This is a genomic window from Nocardioides dilutus (genome assembly GCF_054779555.1).
On sequence record NZ_BAAGYA010000001.1, the window covers coordinates 1,625,252 to 1,647,185 of the forward strand.

At 69.8% G+C, this 21,934-nt stretch carries 22 protein-coding genes; 11 read left to right on the plus strand and 11 right to left on the minus strand.

The features are described from left to right. Positions 1-212 precede the first annotated feature (212 nt). Positions 213-1,778 carry a peptide chain release factor 3 gene (locus ACYVC6_RS07940; RefSeq protein ID WP_460712692.1) on the plus strand — a complete coding sequence of 522 codons (1,566 nt, stop codon included), beginning with the start codon at positions 213-215 and terminating at the stop codon, positions 1,776-1,778. Between the two features lie 26 nt (positions 1,779-1,804). Here ACYVC6_RS07940 and ACYVC6_RS07945 read toward each other — a convergent pair whose 3' ends face one another. From ACYVC6_RS07945 to ACYVC6_RS07955, 3 genes are all read right to left on the minus strand, one after another. Next, a complete protein-coding gene (locus ACYVC6_RS07945) occupies positions 1,805-2,614 on the minus strand; it encodes a GNAT family N-acetyltransferase (protein ID WP_460712694.1) in 810 nt (269 codons plus the stop codon). Positions 2,615-2,807: 193 nt separating this feature from the next. Then, positions 2,808-3,560: an AraC family transcriptional regulator gene (locus tag ACYVC6_RS07950; RefSeq protein ID WP_460712696.1), complete on the minus strand. Its 753-nt coding sequence runs from the start codon at positions 3,558-3,560 to the stop codon at positions 2,808-2,810. Positions 3,561-3,599: 39 nt separating this feature from the next. After that, entirely contained in the window at positions 3,600-3,899 is a 300-nt protein-coding gene (locus ACYVC6_RS07955; RefSeq protein ID WP_460712698.1) for a putative quinol monooxygenase, read from the minus strand. Positions 3,900-4,068: 169 nt separating this feature from the next. Between ACYVC6_RS07955 and ACYVC6_RS07960 the strand changes: the two genes are divergently transcribed. After that, positions 4,069-5,055, plus strand: a complete 987-nt coding sequence (locus ACYVC6_RS07960; protein WP_460712700.1) for a zinc-dependent alcohol dehydrogenase — start codon at positions 4,069-4,071, stop codon at positions 5,053-5,055. A gap of 279 nt (positions 5,056-5,334) precedes the next feature. Beyond that, positions 5,335-6,042: a hypothetical protein gene (locus ACYVC6_RS07965; RefSeq protein ID WP_460712702.1), complete on the plus strand. Its 708-nt coding sequence runs from the start codon at positions 5,335-5,337 to the stop codon at positions 6,040-6,042. Positions 6,043-6,118: 76 nt separating this feature from the next. Here the strand turns inward: ACYVC6_RS07965 and ACYVC6_RS07970 are convergent, their stop codons facing one another. The 3 genes from ACYVC6_RS07970 to ACYVC6_RS07980 form a co-directional block, all read right to left on the minus strand. Next, complete coding sequence (locus tag ACYVC6_RS07970; protein WP_460712704.1) at positions 6,119-6,568, minus strand: methyltransferase family protein; 450 nt, start codon at positions 6,566-6,568, stop codon at positions 6,119-6,121. Beyond that, complete coding sequence (locus ACYVC6_RS07975) at positions 6,565-6,900, minus strand: hypothetical protein (protein WP_460712706.1); 336 nt, start codon at positions 6,898-6,900, stop codon at positions 6,565-6,567. Before ACYVC6_RS07975 ends, ACYVC6_RS07970 begins: the two co-directional genes overlap by 4 nt. A 177-nt stretch (positions 6,901-7,077) precedes the next feature. Then, positions 7,078-7,710 (minus strand): hypothetical protein, encoded by a 633-nt coding sequence (locus ACYVC6_RS07980; protein ID WP_460712708.1) that lies wholly within the window; start codon positions 7,708-7,710, stop codon positions 7,078-7,080. 345 nt (positions 7,711-8,055) lie between these two features. On the opposite strand from ACYVC6_RS07980, the gene ACYVC6_RS07985 reads away from it, so the two are divergent. Then, on the plus strand, positions 8,056-8,991 hold the full coding sequence (locus ACYVC6_RS07985; protein ID WP_460712710.1) for an oxidoreductase: 936 nt from the start codon (positions 8,056-8,058) through the stop codon (positions 8,989-8,991). Beyond that, positions 8,988-9,554 (plus strand): TetR/AcrR family transcriptional regulator, encoded by a 567-nt coding sequence (locus tag ACYVC6_RS07990; protein ID WP_460712712.1) that lies wholly within the window; start codon positions 8,988-8,990, stop codon positions 9,552-9,554. The genes ACYVC6_RS07985 and ACYVC6_RS07990 overlap by 4 nt, the downstream gene beginning before the upstream one ends. Positions 9,555-9,561: 7 nt before the next feature. Here ACYVC6_RS07990 and ACYVC6_RS07995 read toward each other — a convergent pair whose 3' ends face one another. After that, positions 9,562-11,001: an HAD-IB family hydrolase gene (locus ACYVC6_RS07995; protein WP_460712714.1), complete on the minus strand. Its 1,440-nt coding sequence runs from the start codon at positions 10,999-11,001 to the stop codon at positions 9,562-9,564. Positions 11,002-11,068: 67 nt separating this feature from the next. Between ACYVC6_RS07995 and ACYVC6_RS08000 the strand changes: the two genes are divergently transcribed. From ACYVC6_RS08000 to ACYVC6_RS08010, 3 genes are all read left to right on the plus strand, one after another. Continuing rightward, positions 11,069-11,629 (plus strand): DUF6529 family protein, encoded by a 561-nt coding sequence (locus ACYVC6_RS08000; RefSeq protein ID WP_460712716.1) that lies wholly within the window; start codon positions 11,069-11,071, stop codon positions 11,627-11,629. Positions 11,630-11,642: 13 nt separating this feature from the next. Next, positions 11,643-12,086: a Rieske (2Fe-2S) protein gene (locus ACYVC6_RS08005; protein WP_460712718.1), complete on the plus strand. Its 444-nt coding sequence runs from the start codon at positions 11,643-11,645 to the stop codon at positions 12,084-12,086. Between the two features lie 90 nt (positions 12,087-12,176). Then, on the plus strand, positions 12,177-13,049 hold the full coding sequence (locus ACYVC6_RS08010) for an alpha/beta fold hydrolase (protein ID WP_460712720.1): 873 nt from the start codon (positions 12,177-12,179) through the stop codon (positions 13,047-13,049). A 10-nt stretch (positions 13,050-13,059) separates the two neighbouring features. Here the strand turns inward: ACYVC6_RS08010 and ACYVC6_RS08015 are convergent, their stop codons facing one another. Continuing rightward, the gene (locus ACYVC6_RS08015) at positions 13,060-14,013 is read right to left on the minus strand and encodes an acyl-ACP desaturase (RefSeq protein ID WP_460712722.1); all 954 of its coding nucleotides are present in this window, start codon (positions 14,011-14,013) and stop codon (positions 13,060-13,062) included. A gap of 88 nt (positions 14,014-14,101) precedes the next feature. Here ACYVC6_RS08015 and ACYVC6_RS08020 point away from each other — a divergent pair, with 88 nt between their 5' ends. Beyond that, entirely contained in the window at positions 14,102-15,067 is a 966-nt protein-coding gene (locus ACYVC6_RS08020; protein WP_460712724.1) for an NAD(P)-dependent alcohol dehydrogenase, read from the plus strand. On the opposite strand, the gene ACYVC6_RS08025 is transcribed toward ACYVC6_RS08020, so the two are convergent. The 3 genes from ACYVC6_RS08025 to ACYVC6_RS08035 all read right to left on the minus strand — a co-directional run bounded on the left by ACYVC6_RS08025 (position 15,068) and on the right by ACYVC6_RS08035 (position 17,966). Continuing rightward, positions 15,068-16,876 carry a 1-acyl-sn-glycerol-3-phosphate acyltransferase gene (locus ACYVC6_RS08025; RefSeq protein WP_460712726.1) on the minus strand — a complete coding sequence of 603 codons (1,809 nt, stop codon included), beginning with the start codon at positions 16,874-16,876 and terminating at the stop codon, positions 15,068-15,070. A gap of 25 nt (positions 16,877-16,901) precedes the next feature. Beyond that, complete coding sequence (locus tag ACYVC6_RS08030; RefSeq protein WP_460712728.1) at positions 16,902-17,345, minus strand: hypothetical protein; 444 nt, start codon at positions 17,343-17,345, stop codon at positions 16,902-16,904. Between the two features lie 204 nt (positions 17,346-17,549). Continuing rightward, positions 17,550-17,966, minus strand: a complete 417-nt coding sequence (locus ACYVC6_RS08035; protein WP_460712730.1) for a hypothetical protein — start codon at positions 17,964-17,966, stop codon at positions 17,550-17,552. Positions 17,967-18,122: 156 nt separating this feature from the next. On the opposite strand from ACYVC6_RS08035, the gene ACYVC6_RS08040 reads away from it, so the two are divergent. Both ACYVC6_RS08040 and ACYVC6_RS08045 read left to right on the plus strand, forming a co-directional pair. Further along, on the plus strand, positions 18,123-18,260 hold the full coding sequence (locus ACYVC6_RS08040; RefSeq protein ID WP_460712732.1) for a hypothetical protein: 138 nt from the start codon (positions 18,123-18,125) through the stop codon (positions 18,258-18,260). 195 nt (positions 18,261-18,455) lie between these two features. Further along, positions 18,456-21,872: a hypothetical protein gene (locus tag ACYVC6_RS08045; protein ID WP_460712734.1), complete on the plus strand. Its 3,417-nt coding sequence runs from the start codon at positions 18,456-18,458 to the stop codon at positions 21,870-21,872. The last annotated feature ends 62 nt before the right edge of the window (positions 21,873-21,934 follow it).

The window sequence follows — 21,934 nt, forward strand, 5'->3', positions numbered from 1 at the left end:
GCTCAGGATCGCCCTGCGCCGCCCCTCGACTGGTTGAGGGCGAACTGGCCCTTCGGGTCGTGGACGTGGCACACCGCCTCGCCAGTCCCCTCCTCCACCCGGTCAGCCGGGATGCGGCATCGGCCCCTCTTGCCCGGCACTGGCTCCTAGCCAACAGGCTTGGCCCGCCCGCTGATGTGAGTGTCGACGTTCGCGACCGTTAGGTTCGCGCGGTGCCTGACTCCCGCCCTCGCCGTACCTTCGCCGTCATCAGCCATCCCGACGCGGGCAAGTCGACGCTGACGGAGGCGCTCGCGCTGCACGCACGGGCGATCACCGAGGCAGGGGCGGTCCACGGCAAGGGTGAGCGGCGCGCCACCGTGTCCGACTGGATGTCGATGGAGAAGGCCCGCGGCATCTCCATCACCTCGGCCGCGCTGCAGTTCGTCTACCGCGACCACGTGATCAACCTGGTCGACACGCCTGGCCACAGCGACTTCTCCGAGGACACCTACCGAGTGCTGTCCGCGGTCGACTCGGCGGTCATGCTGGTCGACGCGGGCAAGGGCCTCGAACCGCAGACCCTCAAGCTCTTCCGGGTCTGCGCTCTGCGGGGCATCCCGGTGATCACGGTCATCAACAAATGGGACCGCCCGGGCCTCTCCCCGCTGGAGCTGATGGACCTGATCGAGCAGAAGATCAAGCTCCGTCCCACGCCTCTGACCTGGCCGGTCGGCGAGGCCGGCGACTTCCGCGGCGTGCTGGACCGGCGTACGGGCGAGTTCGTCAAGTACACCCGCACGGCCGGGGGAGCCACGAGGGCGCCGGAGCAGCGGATGGCGCCGGAGGACGTGGACGAGAGCGACGCGCAGGCGTGGGCGGCGGCGGTCGAGGAGCACGAGCTGCTCGGCCTCGACGACGCCGACCACGACCAGAAGCGCTTCCTCGCCGGGGAGACGACCCCCGTCATGTTCGCCTCTGCCCTGCTGAACTTCGGCGTCGCACAGCTCCTCGACCTTCTGCTCGACATCGCGCCGGCGCCCTCTGCGACCCAGGGTGTCGACGGCTCGGTCCGCCATGTCGACGACGAGTTCAGTGCGTTCGTCTTCAAGGTGCAGTCCGGGATGAACTCCGCCCATCGCGACCGCCTCGCCTACGCGCGGGTGGTCTCCGGCACCTTCGAGCGCGGGATGGTCGTCACCCATGCCACGACCGGTCGGCCGTTCGCGACGAAGTTCGCCCAGGCGGTCTTCGGCCGCGAGACGACCTCGGTCGAGAGCGCCGAGCCCGGCGACATCATCGGTCTGGTCAACGCGTCGGCCCTGCGCGTGGGGGACACGGTGTACGTCGGCGACGCGATCGAGTACCCGCCGGTGCCGACGTTCGCCCCCGAGCACTTCGTGACCGCCAGTGCCGGTGACATCGGCCGCTACAAGCAGTTCCGCAAGGGCATCGAGCAGCTCGACCAGGAAGGAGTTGTGCAGGTGCTGCGGTCCGACCTGCGCGGCGACCAGAACCCCGTGCTTGCGGCGGTCGGCCCGATGCAGTTCGAGGTGGTCGAGGACCGGATGACCAACGAGTTCAACGCTCCGATCCGCTTCAGCCGGCTCGACTACTCGGTCGCCCGGCGCACCGACGCCGAAGGCGCCGAGGCACTGAAGGGGATCCGGGGCGTCGAGGTCCTGGCCCGCAGCGACGGCACGCACCTGGCTCTCTTCGTCGACGAGTGGCGTGCCAAGACCACAACGCGCGACCACCCTGATGTCCTCCTCGAGCCCCTGCCGGCCGGTGGGAGCTGAGGGTCAGCGGGCGCCGCAGCGCTCGGTCATGATGCGGGCGTCTTGCCGCGAGCCATGGCGACCCTGAAGACCCGGTGGCGGTTGCGGAACCCGGCGCGCCGAATGACCGTCTGCGCGGCGACATTGGCGGGCTCGGTCGAACAACGAGGTGTCATGCCTCGCTCTATGCAGAGCTCCGTGAGGGTGTGCATGAGTCGAGTGCCCATGCCCTGGCCGCGTAGCTCAGCACCCACGACGAGGCCCAGGTGGGCGTTGCCCGGTGCCCGGGTGTCCTCCCGGCACTCGCCGGTCGCGACGATCGTGCCGTCCGCTTCGACGAGGTAGAGCTCACGGCGTTCGATCCGCTCCGCCACGTAGGGCATCAGGAAGCCTTCTGGCGAACCGGTGGCGCCGCAGTCGAACGCGACGGCGGCCGCGTGATCCTCTGTCGCTGCGACACGAAGCTCCACCGGCTCGGCACTCCCGGGTTGCGCGATGTGGTCGTACATCAGCGCGACCGGCTGAGCCCGGCCGCCGGCTGCCAGGCTGAGTGAGAGGAACGTGGGATCCACGGTCGATGCCATGGCGGCGGAGATATCGATCTCGTCGAGGACGCGCACGAACAGCTGGTCGGCGATCGCTTCATGGTCCGCATCGACGTAGAAGGCGTGCAGCTGGTTGTCCTGGTCGACGGAGAACCGGCCCACGAGCTGCTCACCGAACGTGAGCGCATAGGGGTCGGCCTGGTCCGCGAACGTCGCCCACATGTCGTCCTCCGGAGAGACGAGCGTGCGGCGCCGGTGGACAGCGAGCAGCTCGTAGGCCTCCGTGGCGTGCGGCCTGATCTGCACCTTCATCGGATCGAGCATCATCGCGGCCTCGCCTCATGGGTCACGGCTCAGGCCCTTCGCGGGCCCCGCGACTGCGACCGGATCACGGGATCATCGTGGCACGCGTCTTCCTCTGCACCGGTCCGAGTGGTGCGCAAGGACCACCACGTGTGACCCGATCCGACAGGCCTTTGAGGTTGTCGGCGGTCCAGCCCCCTGTTCAGGGAAGGAATGATGCGCGGTACTGCGTCGGTGTGCGACCGGTGAGGTCGCGGAACCCGGCGTTGAACGCCGACAGGGAGGTGTATCCGACCCGGTGCGCGATGGTGGTGACGGAGTCCTCACCGGCAGCGAGTTCCTCGATGGCGCGCAACACCCGCATCCGCCGCAGCACAGCGCGCCAGGTCATGCCGGCCTCGTCCTCGAACCGGCGGGCCAGTGAGCGCGGAGTCAGGCCGACGTCGCGGGCGATGTCCTCGAACCGCACATCCTCGGCCAGCCGGTCGTTGGTCAGGACCAGTGCTCGGCGGAGCTCCGGCGACTGACCAGCGGGGACGGTGACAGGGCTGGGGTGCTGAGCCAGCCTCCACGTCACTGCGGCCAAGGCACCGAACAGACTTCGGGCGTACGGCGGCAGCGGCTCGGCCGCATCTGGCCACTCGACGCATTCCGACAGCAACGCCCTGGCCAGGGGGTTGAGATCGAACACCGTCAGCGGCGCGGGCGGCTGCGGAGCGAAGTCCCGGTCGAACAGCACCGACGACGTCGTCACTGGCGATTGGATGGCGACCTGGATCGGCTCACCGGCGGCGATGAGGGCGGCGCGAGCGGGAGGCAGCACCCAGGACTTGCCGTGCGCCTCCAAGCGCAACGAGCCCCGGGAAGCGCAGAGCAGGTAGTGCCGGTCAACACAGAGCTCCGTGGGCGGGGCCGCCTCGAAGTCCCTCGCGAACGCAAATGCCTCGCGGGTCACGAACCACCTCGCACCTGCTCACCCTAGAGCCGGTGCTGGTTAGACCGTCTCGAGAAGGTCGGCACGGAACCGCCGGCTCACCGGGGGAGAGGTGGTCAGCGGGCGGAGCACAGCGCCCGATCGGGCGAACGCATCAGAGGAGAGGTATCCGGAGAACGACGTCTCGTCGACCCATTCGTGGATGACAGCGACGGCACCGTCGTCGTCGCGTGCTGCGTACACGCGGAAGTCGAGGTTGCCCGGCATGGCGCGGATCTCGTCGCGCTCACCGTCGAGCTGGGCGAGGGCAGCGGACCGGTCAGCGGGGGCGGTACGGAGGTCGAGGATGGCGATGAACATGGGGATTCCTTCCCGATCGGCGGCGTGAGCTCTGCTTGGTCCCTCGAGCCTGCAGCCTCGTCCGGACTCCGGCTCGCGCCGATCAGACACGTTCACGCTCTCAGCGGACAGCGGCGACGGGCGAGGCCAGGATGATGGGGCCGTGCATCGTGTCGTGAGGCTCCACGCCGTGGGTGACCTGCGTGTGGAGGAGTCCGACGGCCCGCCCGCACCGACGGCGGGGTGGTCCACCGTCGCCGTCACGTCGGTCGGGCTGTGCGGGTCCGATCTCCACTGGTACGCCGAGGGCGGGACCGGAGAGGTGTCGATCGACGCGCCGGTGGTGCCGGGGCACGAGTTCGCCGGCGTGGCGCTGGACGGGCCGTACGCCGGCCGGCGCGTGGCGGTCGACCCGGCGATCCCTTGCGGACGGTGCGAGTGGTGCCGTGCGGGGCAGGGCAACCTCTGCCCGGACGTGCGGTTCGCCGGCCATCGGACCCTCGACGGCGGTCTGCAGGAGCGCCTGCTCTGGCCTGACGAGCTCCTGGTGCCGCTGCCGGACAGCTTGAGCGACGACGCCGGAGCCCTGCTGGAGCCGCTGGGCGTCGCGATCCACGCGGTCAAGCACGCACACGTCCGACCGGGGCACGACGTCCTCGTGGTCGGGGCCGGCCCGATCGGCGTGCTCGCGGTCGCGGTCGCCCGCCGCGCGGGTGCCGGGCGGGTCTTGGTGTCCGAGCCGCTCGAGCATCGCCGCGCGACCGCCGTGCGCTTCGGCGCGGACGAGGCCGCCCCTCCGGACGCCGTCGAGGACGAGCTCATGAGGGTGACGGCGGGCCGCGGAGTGGACGTCGTGGTCGAGATGGCGGGCACCGACGAGGCGATCGCCACCGCCGTCGCGTGCACACGTCCCGGGGCGCGGGTGGCGCTCGGTGGCATCCCGTCCAGCCCGCGCTCCTCCTTCCCGGCCGCCGCAGCGCGCCGCAAGGGGCTCACCTTCGCGATGGTCAGGCGGATGCACGACACCTACGCGCAGGCGATCGAGCTCGCGACGACCGGCATCGACCTCGACGACCTGGTGAGCGACCACTTCCCGCTCGAGCGGTCGGCCGAGGCGTTCGAGCACGCCGTCGGCCGCACCGGCGACAAGACCGTCATCGTCGTGTCGCGGTCCTGAGCTCTGCGGTCCCGAGCTCTGGGCGACCTCACTCGGGCGCGCTGTCCCCGTCGTAACCACCACGGCGTCGTACTTGAGCCCCTGCCGGCCGGCAGCCGGCTGACCTGCAGAACTCCGCGCACCGCGTGACTGGTCAGTCAGAGTGCGAGTTGGGCCGATCGCGTACGTCATAGCGCGAGTGACGACCCATGCACACGCGCTTGCTTGGCCGAAGTGACCCAGGGCAGTTGGGAACTTCGGCCCTTCTCGCCCAAGGCCTCGTGGCGGAACGCTGACGGTATGGAGAGGTTGCCCAGCACCTCGGCCGCCCGACAGCGACGTATCCGAAGGCTGCAGACAAGCCTGCAGGACGAGCGCAGCGGGCAGGTCGTGTTCTTGTCCCACTGCCTACTGAACGAGAACACTCGCTACCTCGGTGGTGCTTTCCGGCCGGGGGCCGTTGACGAGGTTGTCGACATCTATCTGCGGGCCGGCACCGGCATCTACCAGATGCCCTGCCCCGAGCAACTGGTCTGGGGCGGTGTGCTGAAGCGACACCTCCTGTTCCTCTACGGGCGCCGGTGGCTCACCCCGGTGGTACGGCTGTGTCGTCCGGCTCTCACCTTCTACGTCGCGGCCCGCTACCGGCTCCTGGCACGTCGCGTTGTCCGCCAGATCACCGACTACCAAAGGAGTGGGTTCGACGTGGTCGGCGTGGTGGGCGTCGACCCCTCACCGTCGTGCGGAGTGACGACCAGGCTCGACATGGACGCCTCCCTGGCCGCGGTCGTTGGCTGCCCCTTGGCCCGCTTGGACCGCGCCTTCATGAACGACGTAGTCGTCAACGGGTCAGCCCGGCCCGGTCGCGGCATCTTCATCGCCGCGCTCAGCGACTCCCTGGAACGGCGGGGTGGCCGTGTGCCGCTGCTGGCCCACGACCTCCGATCCGAAACCCCGGGCTCAGCGTTCATGGCAGGCCCGGAACCGGCCGGAGTCGCGGGAGCTTAACGCAGCCGGGCGGTCCCGAGCGATGCGACTTCAGCGAGCGCCCACTGACAGCGGTTGGGCCACGCCGCGGAAGGGGTCACAGGTAGCGGGGGACCCGGGCCCGGTAGGCGTCGTACCCGTCCCCGAACCTCTCGTGCAGCCACTCTTCCTCGCGCGGCACCCACCTGTGCACCAGCGCCGCGCTCACCGGGCAGGTGGCGAGCATCCAGCCATTGCGGGTCGCACCAGCGAGGCCGAGATGGACCGCCGTGCAGCCGAGGTAGATCGGGTTGCGGGTGAGCCCGTGCAGCCCCGTGGTGACCAGCGATTCCGGCTCCTCCAGTGACCCCGGGCCCCGCTCCCGGCATGCGGCCACCAGCACCGCCAGCCCGCCGCCGGCGAGCACCGAGCCGGCCGGTCGTGCCCAGGCCGAGAGCCGCAGCGGCAGCACTCGCTGCGCCAGTATGGCTGCCAGAACGCCGGCGAGTGTCTCCGCCGGCAGCGGGATCTGGTCCGCAACTGCCTCGAGCCTCGCGCGCGCGGTCACCGCGGCTCTCCCTGAGCGACTGCGGTCATCGGCACCGCACTTGTCGCCGCCAGCGGGCGTTCGCGGCGGACGGGGCGACAGCGTAGATACCAGTAGAGCATCAGCGCCGAGCTGACCACGTAGAACGTGTGCAGGAACCAGATCGGACCCGGCGGCAGGTGAAAGACGTAGACGCAGTGCACCGCGTTGCCGACGTTGGCCAGGGCGATGTTGCCGAGACTGTACGACGACAGCTCGCGCGTACGCAGCGCCTTGTGGAGCATCGGCAGCGTGCTTCCGGCGAAGACGGCCGTGGAGACCATTCCCGCGAGCACCGGCAGCGTCACATCCATGCCTCGACGCTATGCACCCGACATGTCGGGGGCATCGGTTGAACGACGCATTCGCTCCCACGCGAGATGGGACGTACCACCCATGGGCCTCGTAGTTGGCGGCGATGGCTTGGACGCTGCGAAGGTCGGCATCGCTCATCGGGAGCGCATCCCGATGATCCTCAGGCTCCGCGGGCGTCAGCCAAGCAGCTCCTGCACGCACGTCGCGAGGGCGAGGACATCAGTTGCGCTGATGCCGGAAGCCAGGCAGAGAGCGGTCGCCTCGGCCTCGGTGAGGGTGTCGCTGACGGTCGGATCCGGAGTGGCGGTGGCGGACGAGGTCGGGGCAGGGGTTGCGGGCTCCTGTGCGGCGGGACTGTGCGTGACCGCCGGGATCTCGGGCAGCGAGCCCGCCGACCCGCCCGCCGACCCGCCCGCCGACCCGCCCGCCGACCCGCCCGCCGACGTACCCGTCGACCCGCCCGTCGACGGTTCGTCGATCGTGACCGGACCCGGGGCCGCGCCCGTCGCGACCTGTGCCGGGGTCGCGGAGATCGCGGCCGGCGCGGGGGATGGAGTCGCGCGCGCGAGCATCCGACGCGATGCCGTGTCGTGCAGGACCTCACCGGCGGCCGTGTCTGAATCGGCAGGCGACGGCGACGTAGCCGCATCACCGTTGGTGATCGCCGCCAGCCCTGCGACGGACCCCACGGACAGGATCGCCAGCGGTAGCACCGCGAAGAGCTTCTCTCCCGAGCCGATCGCGGTCAGGACGACCGGTCGGCCGTTCCCTTCCGCGACGCGGCGGCCCGCGACCTTGGCGCCGCCCACGCGCGTGGGTGACGCCTTGCGCGCCCCAGGCGGTGCCTTCCGGGCACCCGGTGGCGGGGTGCGGAGGCTGGTGGGGGTCGTTCGACGGTGGCCGGCAGTACGGCCGGCACTGTGACGTCCCTTCGACAAGACAACTACCTCCGAGTCGGTCGGCCGGTGCCCCTCCCCGTCCACAGACCGTCTGGAAAGCAGCGCCAATTCTGGCATGTGGTCCTCAGGGCAAGAACGTCAGGTCCATCCCCCGGATGATGCGCCGGCATGCCGTGATGCCGCTCACGCTCAGCCTCTGACGCAGCTCTCGCCGCTCATGTAGTCTGAATGAACGTTCATTCAGAGGAGCACAACATGGGTTGGACCGCAGCCGACATCCCCGACCAGCGCGGCCGCACGGCCGTCGTCACCGGAGCCAACGGGGGGCTCGGGCTGGTCACCGCCCGCGACCTCGCAGCCAAGGGCGCGCATGTCGTCCTGGCAGCACGAAACCCGAAGAAGACGGCAGAGGCCCTCGAGACGATCCGGGCAGCCGCTCCCGATGCCTCGCTCGAGGTGGTCGCACTCGACCTCTCCTCGCAGGCCTCCGTCAAGGACGCGGCCAGTCAGATCCTGGCCTCCCACGAGCGGGTCGACCTGCTGATCAACAACGCCGGGGTGATGGGGATCCCCGAAGCGAGGACGGTGGACGGCTACGAGATGCAGTTCGGCGTCGATCACCTCGGGCACTGGACTCTCACGGCGTTGCTGCTCCCAGCCTTGCTGCGTACGCCGGGCTCCCGCGTCGTCACGGTGACCAGCACGGCGCACCACATCGGGCGGGCAGTGAGTACGACGAACCCGCACCTGGAGGGCCGTTATGGACCATGGCGTGCCTACGGTCAGGCGAAGCTGGCGAACTTCCACTTCGGTCTGGGTCTGCAGCGCGACCTCGCGAAGGCCGGGGCGAGCACGACCAGCCTGATCGCTCACCCAGGCCTGTCCAACACCGACCTGCAAGCCGTGAGTGTGCAGGAGTCAGGCGGCGGGCTCTCCCAGCGCTTCTTCCACACCCTCGCCCGACGCACCGGGATGTCGGCCGATGACGGGGCGCTGCCCCAGCTGCGTGCCGCGACCGACCCGGCCGCCAAGGGCGGCGAGTTCTACGGGCCGCTCTTCGTCAACAACGGCCGCCCCGTACGCAAACCGATCTTCCGGCGGCTCGGGATGAGCGCCGCCATATCCCGGCTCTGGGAAGTGTCCGAGCGCGAGACCGGGGTCGCACTCGACATCAGTGCCGTCCAGGCGTGACCGCCAAGCCGACCGACCGGGCGGCTGCCGTGCGTCGGGCGATGCGCAGCGTGGTCGCCGAGCGCGGCTTCCACGACGCGTCGATGAGCGCGGTCGCCCGCCAGGCCGGCGTGGCCACCGGGACCGCGTATACCCACTACGCCTCCAAGGACGAGCTGGTGCTGGCGGCGTACCGGGAGACGAAGGCGGAGCTCGGCAGGGAAGCCACCTCCGACATCGACCCGGACAGCCCGCCCGAGGACAGGTTCCGCGCCCTGTGGCTGGCGTACTACGACTACCTGCGGCGCAACCCCGACTGCGCGCGGTTCCTGTTGCAGGTGGACAGCTCGCCCTATCGCCGCCGAGCTCACGACGCCGTTCTTGCCGACGACGACGACCCGCTCGTCGCCCAGGTGACCAGGCCTGACCTGGTGGCGCTGCTGCTCCCGCTCCCCGTCGACGTGCTCTACGACCTCGCTCTCGGCCCCGCCGTCCGCCTCGCCGCCGGTGGCCAGGACCTGACTCCGGGTCAGCTCCAGGAGGTTGCCGCGGCGTGCTGGCGCGCGGTCACCGTTGCTCCCTAGTGCCGGATCACTCTCGTGCCGCGTCCCAGTCGTCGAAGGTCTCCGCATACATCTCCTCCACCCGGGCGACCTGCTCGTCGAGGTTGCCGGCGGTCCAGTCGTCGGTCGGGACGGGCGCGAGGACGCGCACCTGCACCGTGCCCGGCGTGAGGATCATCGAGTGGGCCGGCATGATCTCGCCGGCGTTGCGGATGACCACGGGAATCATCGGCACCCGCGCCTGCATCGCCAGGTGGAAGGCCCCCTTCTTGAACGGCAACAGCCGCGGCGTGGGGGAGCGGGTGCCCTCCGGGGCGATGACCAGGGACGTGCCCGACCGCAGGCTCTCCAGCGCCGGCGCGAGTGCTTCGCGGGCGGCGACGCTGTCGGTGCGGTCGACGTACGCGACGTTGGCGAGCCAGCCCATGGCGGCGAAGGAGGGGTCCTTCGCGAGCTCCTTCTTGGCGACGGCGGTGAAGTCGCGACGCAGGAGCGCGGCCAGGACGACGACGTCGAGCTGGCTCTGGTGGTTGAAGACGAAGACCGCCGGGCGCGAGGCCCAGAGGTGCTCCTGGCCCTCGACCTCCAGCTCGACGCCGGCGCCGGCGAGGGCGAGCTCGGAGCCGATGGCGGCGGCCACCGTGAGCGCCGTGCCGCGGTCCCGGTTGAGGAGCCCCATCCCCAACCCCGCCGCGACCCCCGCGCCCAGGCCCGCGAACGACGCCGCCGAGCGGACGAGGTTGGTCGCGCTGCGGCGCCGTTGACGGTGCAACCGGTGCACCGGCCAGCCTCGCTCCGCCGCGGCCTGCGTCAGGGTGCTGTCGGCGTTGAGGGGCCGGGGTCGCCCCACGGTCTCGAGGTAGGCGACGTCCTCTCCTCCGTTGCCGTAGGCGTAGGACTCGCTGAGGTCCAGACCGTGCTCGGCGGCGAAGGCCTCCACAGCCGCGGCCTTGCCCGGCCCCCAGAGGATCGGCCCGTCGACCCGGCCGGTGAGGATGCCGTCGAGAGCCTCGACCTCGGTGACCAGCAAGTGCTCGATCCCGAGGTCCTCGGCGGCAGCCTGGGCCTGGAACCGCGTGGCCGAGGAGGCGAGCGCGACGGTGTGCCCGGCGCGGAGGTGGGCGCGGACGAGGCGGCGGGCGTCGGGGTAGACGTAGCCCGAGATCCTCGACCGGAAGAGCTGCTGGCCCATGTCTTCCATGTCGGTCAGAGAGGTGCCTTGCAGGGCACCGAGGCCCACGCCGACCAGGCGGGTGACGTCGTGCCCGCGCTGCTGCATGTTGAAGACCTCGACGAGGGTGCTGACGAGCTCCTGCGGACCCATCGCCCCGCTCGCGAGGCGCTGGCGGAAGTAGAGCGCCGCCGAGTAGCCGTGGATCAGGGTGCCGTCGAAGTCGAAGAACGCGCCGACCTCAGGCCCCTGTGGTCCGGCGGCGATGTCGGCCAGCAGGTCGTCGATGTCGGCCATTGGCGCAGCCTAGTAACTCAGGAGGCGATGGCCTTGCCCCCGACGTGTCCCGGTGCCACTGTGGCCCATGGCCACGGCGTCCCCCAGCGCGCAGGTGGAGCGACCGCGCACGGCGCTCGTCGTGGCCGTCGGCGCCGCGGTGGCGGTCGTCCTCGGTGTCTACGGCAAGGTCCACGACCCGGCGCTCGAGCCGTTGGTGACCCTGGGCTTCTCCGGGATGCTGCAGATGAAGAGCTGGCTGGCCACGCTGGCGCTGTTGCTCGTGCTCGTGCAGCTCGGCAGCGCGCTGTGGATGTGGCAGCGCCTGCCTCTCGGTCCGCCGCCGGCCTGGGTCACCCCGGCTCACCGGTGGAGCGGCACAGTCGCCTTCGTCGTCTCCCTGCCGGTCGCCCTCCACTGCCTGTGGTCGCTCGGCCTCGCGACCTCCTCGCCCCGAGTACTCGTGCACGGGGTCGCCGGGTGCTGCTTCTACGGCGCGTACGCCGCCAAGATGGTCGGGCTGCGGGTGTCGGGCCTGCCGAAGTGGGGCCTGCCGGTGCTGGGTGGCCTGACCTTCGGCCTGTTCGTGCTCCTCTGGCTGACCTCGGCGCTGTGGTTCTTCACCCGCAGCGGGATCCCACTGACATGAGCGGGCGACAGCGATGACCGAGGAGCTGACGCGTCGCTCGGCCCTGCGCGGCGCCGGGGTGTTCGCCGTCGGCGGCGTCGCGGGGGCAGTTGTGACCACGCTCCGTGACGAGGACGGAGACAACCCCAACGCCAACGCCTACGGCGACCCGGACACGTCGGCCGGATCCGGCTCCGCCCTGGCCGCGGTGGACGACATCCCGAGCGGCGGCGGCCTGGTGCTGGACGACGCGAAGATCGTGCTCACCAAGGCCGACGACGGCACCGTGCACGCGTTCTCCTCGATCTGCACCCACCAGGGTTGCCCCGTGAACGAGGTCACCGACGGCCGGATCATCTGCCCCTGCCACGGCAGTGAGTTCGACGCGGGCACCGGCGAGGTGACCGAGGGCCCGGCGTCCCAGCCGCTGCCGTCCGTGGCGGTGGCCGTCCGGGACGGGGAGGTGTTCCCCGCATGAGCGTCAAGCTCAACACCATCGTGTGGCTGCTGGCGGCCGGCTTCGCCGTCGGCGCCCTGATCGCGCTGCGCTGACCACTACGGTCTGACCGTGCGGGCCAGCGAGGTGATCGCCGACTACGAGCGGACCGGACGGCGCTTCACGGCAGCCGGGGTGGGGTCGTTCGTGCTCGACGCCGGCGAGGGCGAGCCGGTGGTCTGCATGCATGGCGTCCCGGCGTCGGCGTACCTCTATCGCAAGGTGGTGCCGGCGCTCGGACGCCACGGCGTGCGGGGCATCGCGTTCGACCTGCCTGGGCTCGGACTGGCCGAGAGGCCGGCCGACTTCGACTACACCTGGACCGGCCTCGGCCTCTGGGCGACGGCCGCGATCGAGGCGCTGGGCCTGGACGGCTTCCACCTCGTCGTGCACGACATCGGCGGACCGGTCGGCTTCGAGGTGGCCGCTGCCGTGCCTGATCGGGTCAGGTCGTTGACGATCCTCAACACCCTGATCCGCGTCGAGGAGTTCAGACGGCCCTGGGTGATGGAGCCGTTCGCCCACCGTGGCCTCGGTCGGGTCTACCTGGCGACACTGAAGAAGCCGGTCCTGCGCAGGCTGATGGCACTGCAGGGGATCGAGGACATGAAGGCCGTGCCCGGCGTCGAGATCGACGCGTACGTCGACCTGCTGAAGCGCGGCGACAACGGCAAGGCGTTCCTCGCGATCATGCGTGGCTTCGAGCTCACCGCGGAGAAGCAGCGGCTCTATCTCGAGGTGGTGGGCAGCGACCGATACCCCGTCCAAGTCGTGTGGGGCGACCGGGACCCGGCCCTGAAGATCACCACGAAGGGCGAGGAGGCCCGGGCCGCCGCGGGGGTGCCGGAGATCGTCCGACTGCCCGGCAAGCATTTCCTGCAGGAGGACCAGGCGGAGCCGCTGGCCGAGCGGATCGCGACGTTCGTGCGCGCGACCCGGGGCTGACCTCGGCGGTTCAGGAGGCGATGTCGGGCGTGGCGTCGCTGTCGGACCGGGCGGCGACGCGTGCACGGTTTTCCGCGCGGCGTTCGACGAAGCGGGTCGCCTGGGCGTCGAGGCCCTCGAGGAACTTCGCGAGCTCGTCGCGGGCCTGCTCGCCGACCGCGCCGAAGTCGCTGCGGTCGAAGATCGCCCAGTGCCGCAGGATCGGCATGATCACGTCGTCATGGTGCAGCCGCAGGTCGTAGATGCCGGCCTTGGCGATGATCATCGAGCTGCGGCGGAAGCCGGCCATCGTGGCGCCGGGCATCTCGAACCCGATGACCTCGTCGGCGATCGCGCGCATGGTGTCGTCGGGCGCGAGCTCCAGCGCGGCCGCCACGATGTTGCGGTAGAAGACCATGTGCAGGTTCTCGTCCTTGGAGATCCGGGCCAGCATCCGGTCGGCGATCGGGTCGTTGGTCACCTTGCCGGTGTTGCGGTGCGAGACCCGGGTGGCGAGCTCCTGGAACGACACGTAGGTCACCGCTTCCAGCGGGGTCTTGTCGCCGGAGTCGTAGCCGGAGGTCATGTAGTCCATCCGGGCGCGCTCGAGCTCGACGGGGTCGACGCCGCGGGTCACGACCAGGTAGTCGCGCATCGCGATGCCGTGCCGGTTCTCCTCGGCGGTCCAGCGCCCGACCCAGGTGCCCCACGCGCCGTCGCGGCCGAACCGGGTGGCGATCTCGCGGTGGTAGGACGGCAGGTTGTCCTCGGTCAGCAGGTTGGTGATCATCGCCGCCTTGGCGACCTCGGACAGCCGGGACTGCTCGGGAGCCCAGTCCTCGCCGCCCAGGAACGCGAAGTCGCGGCCCTCGCTCCACGGGACGTAGTCGTGAGGGTGCCACTCCTGCGCCATCCCGAGGTGGCGGTCGAGATTCTCCGCCACGACCGGCTCCAGCGCCTCGAGCAGATGGTTCGCAGTGGTCACAGGCACTCCCTCGTCCGGCTTGTGGGTGAGCGTACGCCGCCCGGTCAGATTAGGTTTCAGCCATGACCCGGTGGGCCGGAGCGCGGGCGTGAAGGCGGTAGTCCGCGACCGCTACGGGTCGACCGATGTGCTTCGTGTCGAGGACGTGCCGGTCCCTTCGCCGGCGGCCGGCCAGGTGCGGGTCAGGGTCGCGGCCACGTCGGTCAACCTCAGCGACTGGGAGGGCCTGCGTGGGTCGCCGGCGTACGCCCGGATCGGCGGCCTTCGTGTCCCGGCACGCCGGACACTCGGGTCGGACATCGCAGGCGTGGTCGACGAGCTGGGGGAGGGGGTGTCCCGGTTCAGACCCGGAGACGAGGTGTACGGCGACAACCTGGCGTTGATGGGGGGCTTCGCGGAGTACGCGCTCATGCCGGAGTCGGCACTCGCGCCGAAGCCTGCGCAGCTGACGTTCGAAGAAGCGTCGACCATCCCGCAGGCAGGGGCGATCGCCCTGCAAGGGACGAGATGGGCCGGAGCAGGTCGCCGAGTGCTGATCAACGGTGCGGGCGGAGGGTCGGGATGCTTCGCGATCCAGCTCGCCAAGCGCATGGGCGCTCACGTCACGGGAGTCGACAACGCCGCCAAGCTCGACTTCATGACGTCCTTGGGCGCCGACGAGGTGATCGACTACCGCCGCGACGACTTCACGCGGACCACCCAGCCCTCCGAGCTGATCCTGGACATGGTCGCGCACCGGTCGGTGCTCGCCTACCGACGTGCGCTCGCACCTCACGGCACCTATCGCTGCGTCGGTGGGTCGGTGCGCTCGCTGCTGCGCATCCTCAGCGCCGGCTGGGCGCTGGGGCGGCTCAGTGGCCGCTCGATCGGGATGCTCGTCGTCCACGAGGGTCCGGCGCACTTCGAGCCGCTCGCTGCCCTCTGCGTCGCCGGAGACGTCCGCATCCGGATCGACCGTGTGCACACACTCGACGAGGTGCCGGCCGCGCTCGCTCATGTCGGCGAGGGGCACGCGCTGGGCAAGGTCGTGGTGCGTGTCTCCTCAAGTCCTTGATCAGTCCTTCAGAGCGAAGGAGCGGACGACGGCAATGGCGGCGACAGCCGCCGCCAGCTCGTCGGCGAAGTGCTGGCGCGCCTGGAGGAGCTCGTCACCCCCGGGGCCCAGGAGCCCGCGGTTGCCGGCCAGCTTGAGCGCGCCGCCCATGAGGTCCTTGGAGATCGACTCCGGTGAGTGGAGGTCCTGCTGCAGCCACCGCTGATGGGCCACCCCGAGGCTCTCGGCGATCAGCCCGTCGCTGTCCAGCGGCGCGGCGGGTTCGCGGGTGACCAACCGGTCGGCCACCACGGAGTAGGCCTCCAGGAACGGTCCGATCACCCGGTGTGCCAGGAGCAGGTCGGACTGGGCGAGCAGCTCGGTGATCTCGCTCGAAGCGACACTCTCCTCGGCCCAGCCGGGGCGCACCAGGTCGGTCTCGTAGCGCAGCTGGGCGTCGAACTCACCCTTGGTGGCGAAGAAGAACTCGTACTTCAGCAGGTCGCGCAGGGCCAGGGCGCGGGTCCAGGTGGCGGCCACGACGTCGACCTCGGCGGCCGGATCCTCCTGCGCGGCCTGGACCAGGGCCACCTCGAGGATCGCCCGGTTGATGAAGTAGTGGGTGACGGTGTTGCGATAGAACGCCGCCTCGTGCTGCCGATCGGGCGCGATCGCATAGACCGGCTCGAGCCCGCCGGCGTACTCCACCACGACGCCCTCGCGGACGAGGGTCGCCAGCGCCTTGCGCAGGCCCTCGGGGCGCCCGAGGTCGACGTCGGCGGTCAGCGGCAGTGCGCGGCGACGTACGTAGGCAACCAGCGGTTCGAGGACGCCGAGTGTCTCGGGCAGGGTCATCGCGCGCCCGTCGTTGTCGAGCAGCCCGAAGGTCACCAGGGCGGCCGGGGTGATCGGAGTGGCGGCGTTGATGCGGTGGGCCACCTCGAACGCGACGCGGGGCACCACCTCGGTCAGGTCGTCGGTCTCGGCGCGCGACCCGGCATCGGCAAGGGCCTCACGCAAGGACAGCGGCGGACCGAACCGCACGTGGACGCGCCCGCGGCGCCGCCCCTGGGCGCGGGCGAACCGGTAGAGCCAGGTCAGGCTCTCCGGCGCCTTGCTCCCGCCGCTCTCCTCCTGGGACAGGGCCGAGACCTCGTGCTGCTGGTCGTAGACGATGGAGACCGGCACGAGGTAGGCGTCGTCGGAGTCCTCGCCGTTGGCGCGGAACGCGTCGACCAGGTAGCGCAGCACCCCCATCCGTGGCGGTCGCAGCTTGCCGGTGCGGGTGCGGCCTCCCTCGAAGTACCACTCGAGGTTGGCGTGCTGGCGCAGCAGGAACCCCAGGTAGAGGCGCAACATGGCCGGGTAGACCGGGTCGTCGCGGGTGGAGCGGCGGATGAAGATCAGCCCGCTCCGTTTCCCGAGCTCCGACAGCGGCCACATGGCGAGGTTGATCCCGCCGAGGGTGTAGTTGCTGGGGAAGCCGTGCCCGGCCGTGGCCGCCCGCAGGACCAGCGGGTCGAGGTAGGAACGGTGGTTGGGCAGGAACACCAACGAGTGCCGGCGCCCCAGCTCGGCCAGCTCCTTCAGGCCGCTGGTGTCGACGTCGACCTCGTAGGAGCGCGTCAGCCACCGCCCCATCCGGTCCCAGATGCGGGAGGCCGACTCGTCGATGTACGCCGCCATCTCGGTCAGCGCCGCCTCCGAGTCGGCCCTCAGGTCGGCCGGGGTGCGCCCGGTGCGCTCCACGAGAGCGTCCAGCGTCTCGGCGTACTGCGTGGAGCCCAACACCAGCTCCACGGCCCGACGTTCGTGATCGGCGTCACTCATCCGGGGAGCCTAGTGGTGAGCCGAGTCAGCGCCGGTCGACGGCCAGCCGCACCAGGGTCGCGACCTGCACCAGCGCCGCGATGGCCGTGCCGATGGTCGCCACAGCGAGCAGGACGTAGGTCAGGGGTTGCCAACCGGCCCAGACCCCGTCGAAGTCGAACGGCCAGACCTGCCACATCCGGATCAGGGAGAGCATCGAGACCAGGTTGGTCACCAGGTCCCCGGACGCCTTGACCCCGCGGCCGTCGCGGACAACGTAGAGCGTGTTGACCAGGATCGAGGTCACGATCGAGGCGTCGACAAACGGCAGCACGTCGGTGGTCTGGGGCGTGAGGAACGGGACGACGTCCCAGCCCGGCCAGGCATGGATGAGGGCCAGCATGGCCAGGTTGACGGCCACGGCCACGACGTAGCCGAACCGCCGCGCTCCCCGGGCCGCCCGGGGTTTCTGCACTGTGGTGGTGGTCATCCCAGCCTCCCTACGAGACCAGCGTCCCGACCTCAGGCCGCCCAGCGCAGAGGCGCAAGCACTCGGCCGGCGGGACCTACGTCAGTCCGGGAGCAAGCGGTTCAGGGGGAGATGTCGGGCATCGCGTCGCTCTCGGACCGGGCGGCGACGCGAGCGCGGTTCTCGGCCGACGACGGCAAAGAGACCCGGGGATGCTTCAAGCTGCTAGCTGACGATCAGCAGGAGGACCGGAGAGAACGCTGCGACGTAAATCACCGGCTTCACCAGCTTCGCGTTCTTCAAGTTCACGCGGCGCCCCAACGCAGTCGTAACCATGAAGACGGAAGCGACGAGACCAGCGGCGGCCAGCGATGGCGTCCACGCGGAAGGAGCCTGCGACAGAGCGCCGTAGGAGTCGAGCAGCCCGAGCCAACTCACAGCCAACAGGAACACGAACTCGGCACGCCCAGCAGCATCGAGCTGCACTCCCTCCCCGGCGAAGAACTCGATTGCGACTGCGACGTACATCGTGGCTATCACCTGGGCGGTGGTTTCGTAGTAGGAGCCGCGGTCGGGCGCATCCCAATAGGCCACGAAGACCACCACGACCGCGAAGGTCTCGAGGAAGTAGCCCGACCACACCTCAAGCCTGCGCTTGGCGGTCCGCAGCCTGCTGCTCTTCTCTGGCCACGATGGTTCCCCTGACATGCTTCTCCTGACGAGGGAGGTGTGCTTTCATCGATGTAGAGCGGACCGAGCGGTCGCTCTCGGGTCAGCGCCAGTTTCGCTTTTGACTTCATGAAGGAGTCGTCGACACGCAGAGAGGCGCTCGACATGGGACATTTGCTTGCGAATGAGGCCGTTCAGATGGGCGGACTCGGTGCCATCTTCCTGATGATCGTGGCGGGCGTTATCGCGATGTTCACCAAGAACTGACGCGGCGTCGGTCTCGCGGATCGATCGAACCCGCCATTCGCAAGTTGATCCTGAGAAGGCCGGCGATAGTCCCATCGGGCCATCAGGTCTGCTCACCCTGGCCAGTCGAGGGGGCCGAGCGCTGCGAGATGGGCCACTCGCCTCCGGGGTGAAGGGGCTATTCCGCCTCGTCCGGAAGACACCCACACTCGGCGGGTGCCCCCCAGCGCACCACCACGCATCCGCGCCAGCTATCTTGCCCTCACGGTCGCCTTGGCCTCCGCCTTGGCGCTGCTCGGCGTGATCTTCGCCCTAATCGGCCAGTTCCTCGTCCGTGTCGAAGGATCGGGACAGATCTACGGTCCCTCCGTATTCACAAACGCGAAGCCGAAGTTCTGGGTGACCGACGAGCTCGTGGGAGCGGCCGGCGTCGACGGCCTGTGGCAAGAAAAGCACGCTCTGGTCGGGCCGTTCGTAAGTTGGCACCTCACGCTGGACTTCCTGTTCGCTCTGCTGCTGGGGATCGCCCTGCGCCGCCTTCTTATCGCGGTCACCTTCAGGGCGCCGAAGGGCTGTCCTGCTCCCGTCGTCCCCGGTGGCACCCCCCTCACCGGGACGTGGTGGCAGAGGCGGCGCCGGCAGCTCCGTCGAGCGTGGCCGGTGGCCAAGTGGCACCTTGCGGTGGCGTTCCTCCGGAAGAGCCCGGAGGACCCGCTTGCCCTTGAGCACGTGGGGGGCTACGTGCGGGCGCGTGCGCGCAGCCGCCTCCTGTGGCTGTACGCCCTACCGGGGAGCTATGTCCTGCTCGACGAGGCCGAGACCCTGGCGACGTTCTTCATCTTCGGCTGCAAGCCCTTGGGCGGCGGCTGTGACTTCGGGATCGGACCCGGTCAGGCCGGACTGATCCATGCCCTCTCCAACCTCAAGTGGACCGCGCTGGTCCTCAACCTCGTCGTGATCCTGCTGCTCTACGCATGGCCGGGGTCCGAGGGCGCTTGGTCGTTGCGCCGGAGCCGGCTGACCCGCGACGAGCGAAACAAGTCCAGCCTCGCCGTCGGCCCACCGGTGGGCGTGGTGGTCCTTGTGCTCCTCCTCGGTCTCCTCCTGGCCGTCCCGGGCGGCGGGGCGCTCGACCAGATGCCCGATGTCGTTCGCGCCCAGATCGACAACGCGGGCGACGAACCGCAACGGATCCTCTGGTCGGTGCTGGGGCTTCTGCTGTTCATGGTCACGCTGGCCACGGTGTGCGTGCCGTCGACGAAGCCGACCGAGGTCAAGAGCATCGACAACGGCAATGTCGTTGTGGTCGTCGTCGGCGCGGCGCTGAGCGCGGCACTCTTCTTCGTGCACCTCGCCTTCGAGGACATCGACGAATCGGCTTTCCCGGTCCTGGCGCCGGCGCTAGTCGCCGGGGCAGTGTTGGTGGTCGCGCGGTTGATCCGCAGGATGTACCTGAGCTTCAAGGAGGAGGCGCCCGAGGTCGCGACGGACGAGGCGCCGGATATCACGACGGACGAGGCGGTGACGCCCGTCCTCGCGGACTCCTACGACCAGGTGGCCCGAGCACGGGTCGTCACGTCTCTGCTCGTCTCCGGCGCGGTGTTGATCTTCTGCCTCGCCATGGTGCGGGCTGTCGTCCCCTTGTTCATGCTCACCGGCCCTGAGACCACCAGTGACGACTTGATCATGCGGATCGCGCTGCTGCTGGCGCTCGCGGCTCCCGCCTTGGCGGCGCTGCTGTGCATGGTCTCGCTTCGCGACACGTGGGCGGAGTTCAACTTCTCCCACCTCGGTTGGCGACTGTGGGTCGGCACCTTGACAGCAGTCAACCTGGTCGCGGTCGTGGTGCTGGCGATCGCCACGAGCCGCTCGGACGACGTCGGCACAGTGGCGACGCTGCTCTTCTCCGTGTCGGCCTACGTCCTGCTCATCGGCGGCCTTGGTGCGTTGTCGCGCTACTGGTCGTGGCACCAGCTCACCGAGCTGGGCCTCGGTCCTCGCACCCCCTGGCTGACCCTGCTGGTCGTCGTGTGGCTGGTCATGAGCGCCTTCTCCGGCCGGGGTTACCACGACGCGCGCACCTTGTCCCTGGATCCCGGCGAGGCCGATGCGCCCCCGCTGCGGCGCACTCTCAACGTCGCGGTCACCGACTGGGGGCGGCAGTTCACAGCGTCCGAACTGGCGAGCTGTCTCAGGACGCCTGAGGGTGACGGACCGGGCCGTGTGCCGCTCGTGCTCGTCGCGTCACCCGGTGGCGGCGGGAAGGCGGCGTACTGGACCGCCCTCGGCATGGACAAGGTCTTCTCGGATGCCGGGTTCTGTCCCGAGAACCTGTTCGCAGCCTCGGGCGTGTCCGGGGGGTCGGTGGGGCTGACCACAGCTTTGGCTCAGCCTCCGGAAGCCAGCGCCAGCGACAGCGTGGGCCTGATGACCGACGAGGGACCCATGGCGCAGACACTCTCCGCGTTGCTGCTGCGCGACCTGCCACGGCCGTTCACGACACTGAGCGGCAGTTGGCGCGACCGCGGCGCCGTGCTCGAGGACGCGTGGGCGGCGGCCGCCCCCGATCAGGTGTTCAGCCACAAACCTGGCGCCGACGACAAGGAGAAGAACCTGACCGAGTTGGGCGATGGGTGGTGGTCGGCCCGCGGCGGGCCGGTCATCCTCCTCAACGGCGCCTCCGTGAACGACGGCTGTCGCGTACTCGTGACCAACGTCCGGGGCATCAGCTCGGGTAAGTCGGGCTGCCTCACCAACCCCGTCACCGCGACCGGCGTGGCCCCTGTCGGGGCGGTCTCGGGATCGGTCGACGTTCTCGACGGTCTGCTCCCATCCGAGCGGTCCGAGACGCGAGAGTCTCTCAAGAACTACTGCCCCACGAGGTCGAGCTCCCCGGACGACGTTCAGACCATCCGGGCGACGACGGCGGCACTGCTCTCCGCGCGGTTCCCATTCGTGACCCCGTCGGGTGCCTTGGACACGTGCCTGGTGCCCGGCGGGGAGAACATCAACCGCGAAGACCTTCCGCCGAACCTGGACAAGACGACGACCACATACGTCGTCGACGGCGGGTACCTCGAGAACACCGGGATCCTCACGCTGCTCCAGGTCTGGGACGCCGTGAAGCCGCGCGTGCTTAGGTGCAACGTCGCCGTTACCTCGGGGAGCGGTCCCAGCGCCGGCTGCCCGAGGGACGCCGAAGGCAAGGCGCTGCTGGTGGAGCCCTGGTTCGTGATGCTGGAGAACCACTATCGGTCGCGGGTGAATCCCCCGCCGCCAGCCGACCGTCCCAAGGAGCTGGCGGTGCCCTTGGCCACCGCAGGAAAGCGCACGACAACCGTCGACACCACACCGATGGAGCAGGCACTGGCGATCGACATCTCCCGCGCCTACGGCCTCAATGGGGTGTCCGCCTGCAACCGATTCGTGCGTCTCGCCCCACTGCTCGAGACTGAGGGGGAGGACGGCCAGCCGCCCAAGTTTTCTTCCGTGGAGGCCCCGCTCGGCTGGGTTCTCGCTCGGGACACCCAGAAGGGCATGTTCGAGGCGCTCGAGGCGAGCTGGCGGTTCAACGTCCAGATCAACGACGACGCGCCGCCTGAGTTCGAGACTCTCCAGGAACGTTGCCCATAGCGACCCCGGGGCACATCGCCACAATGCGCGTACCAGTGTCCTCGGTCGGGTGCTCGCGAGCG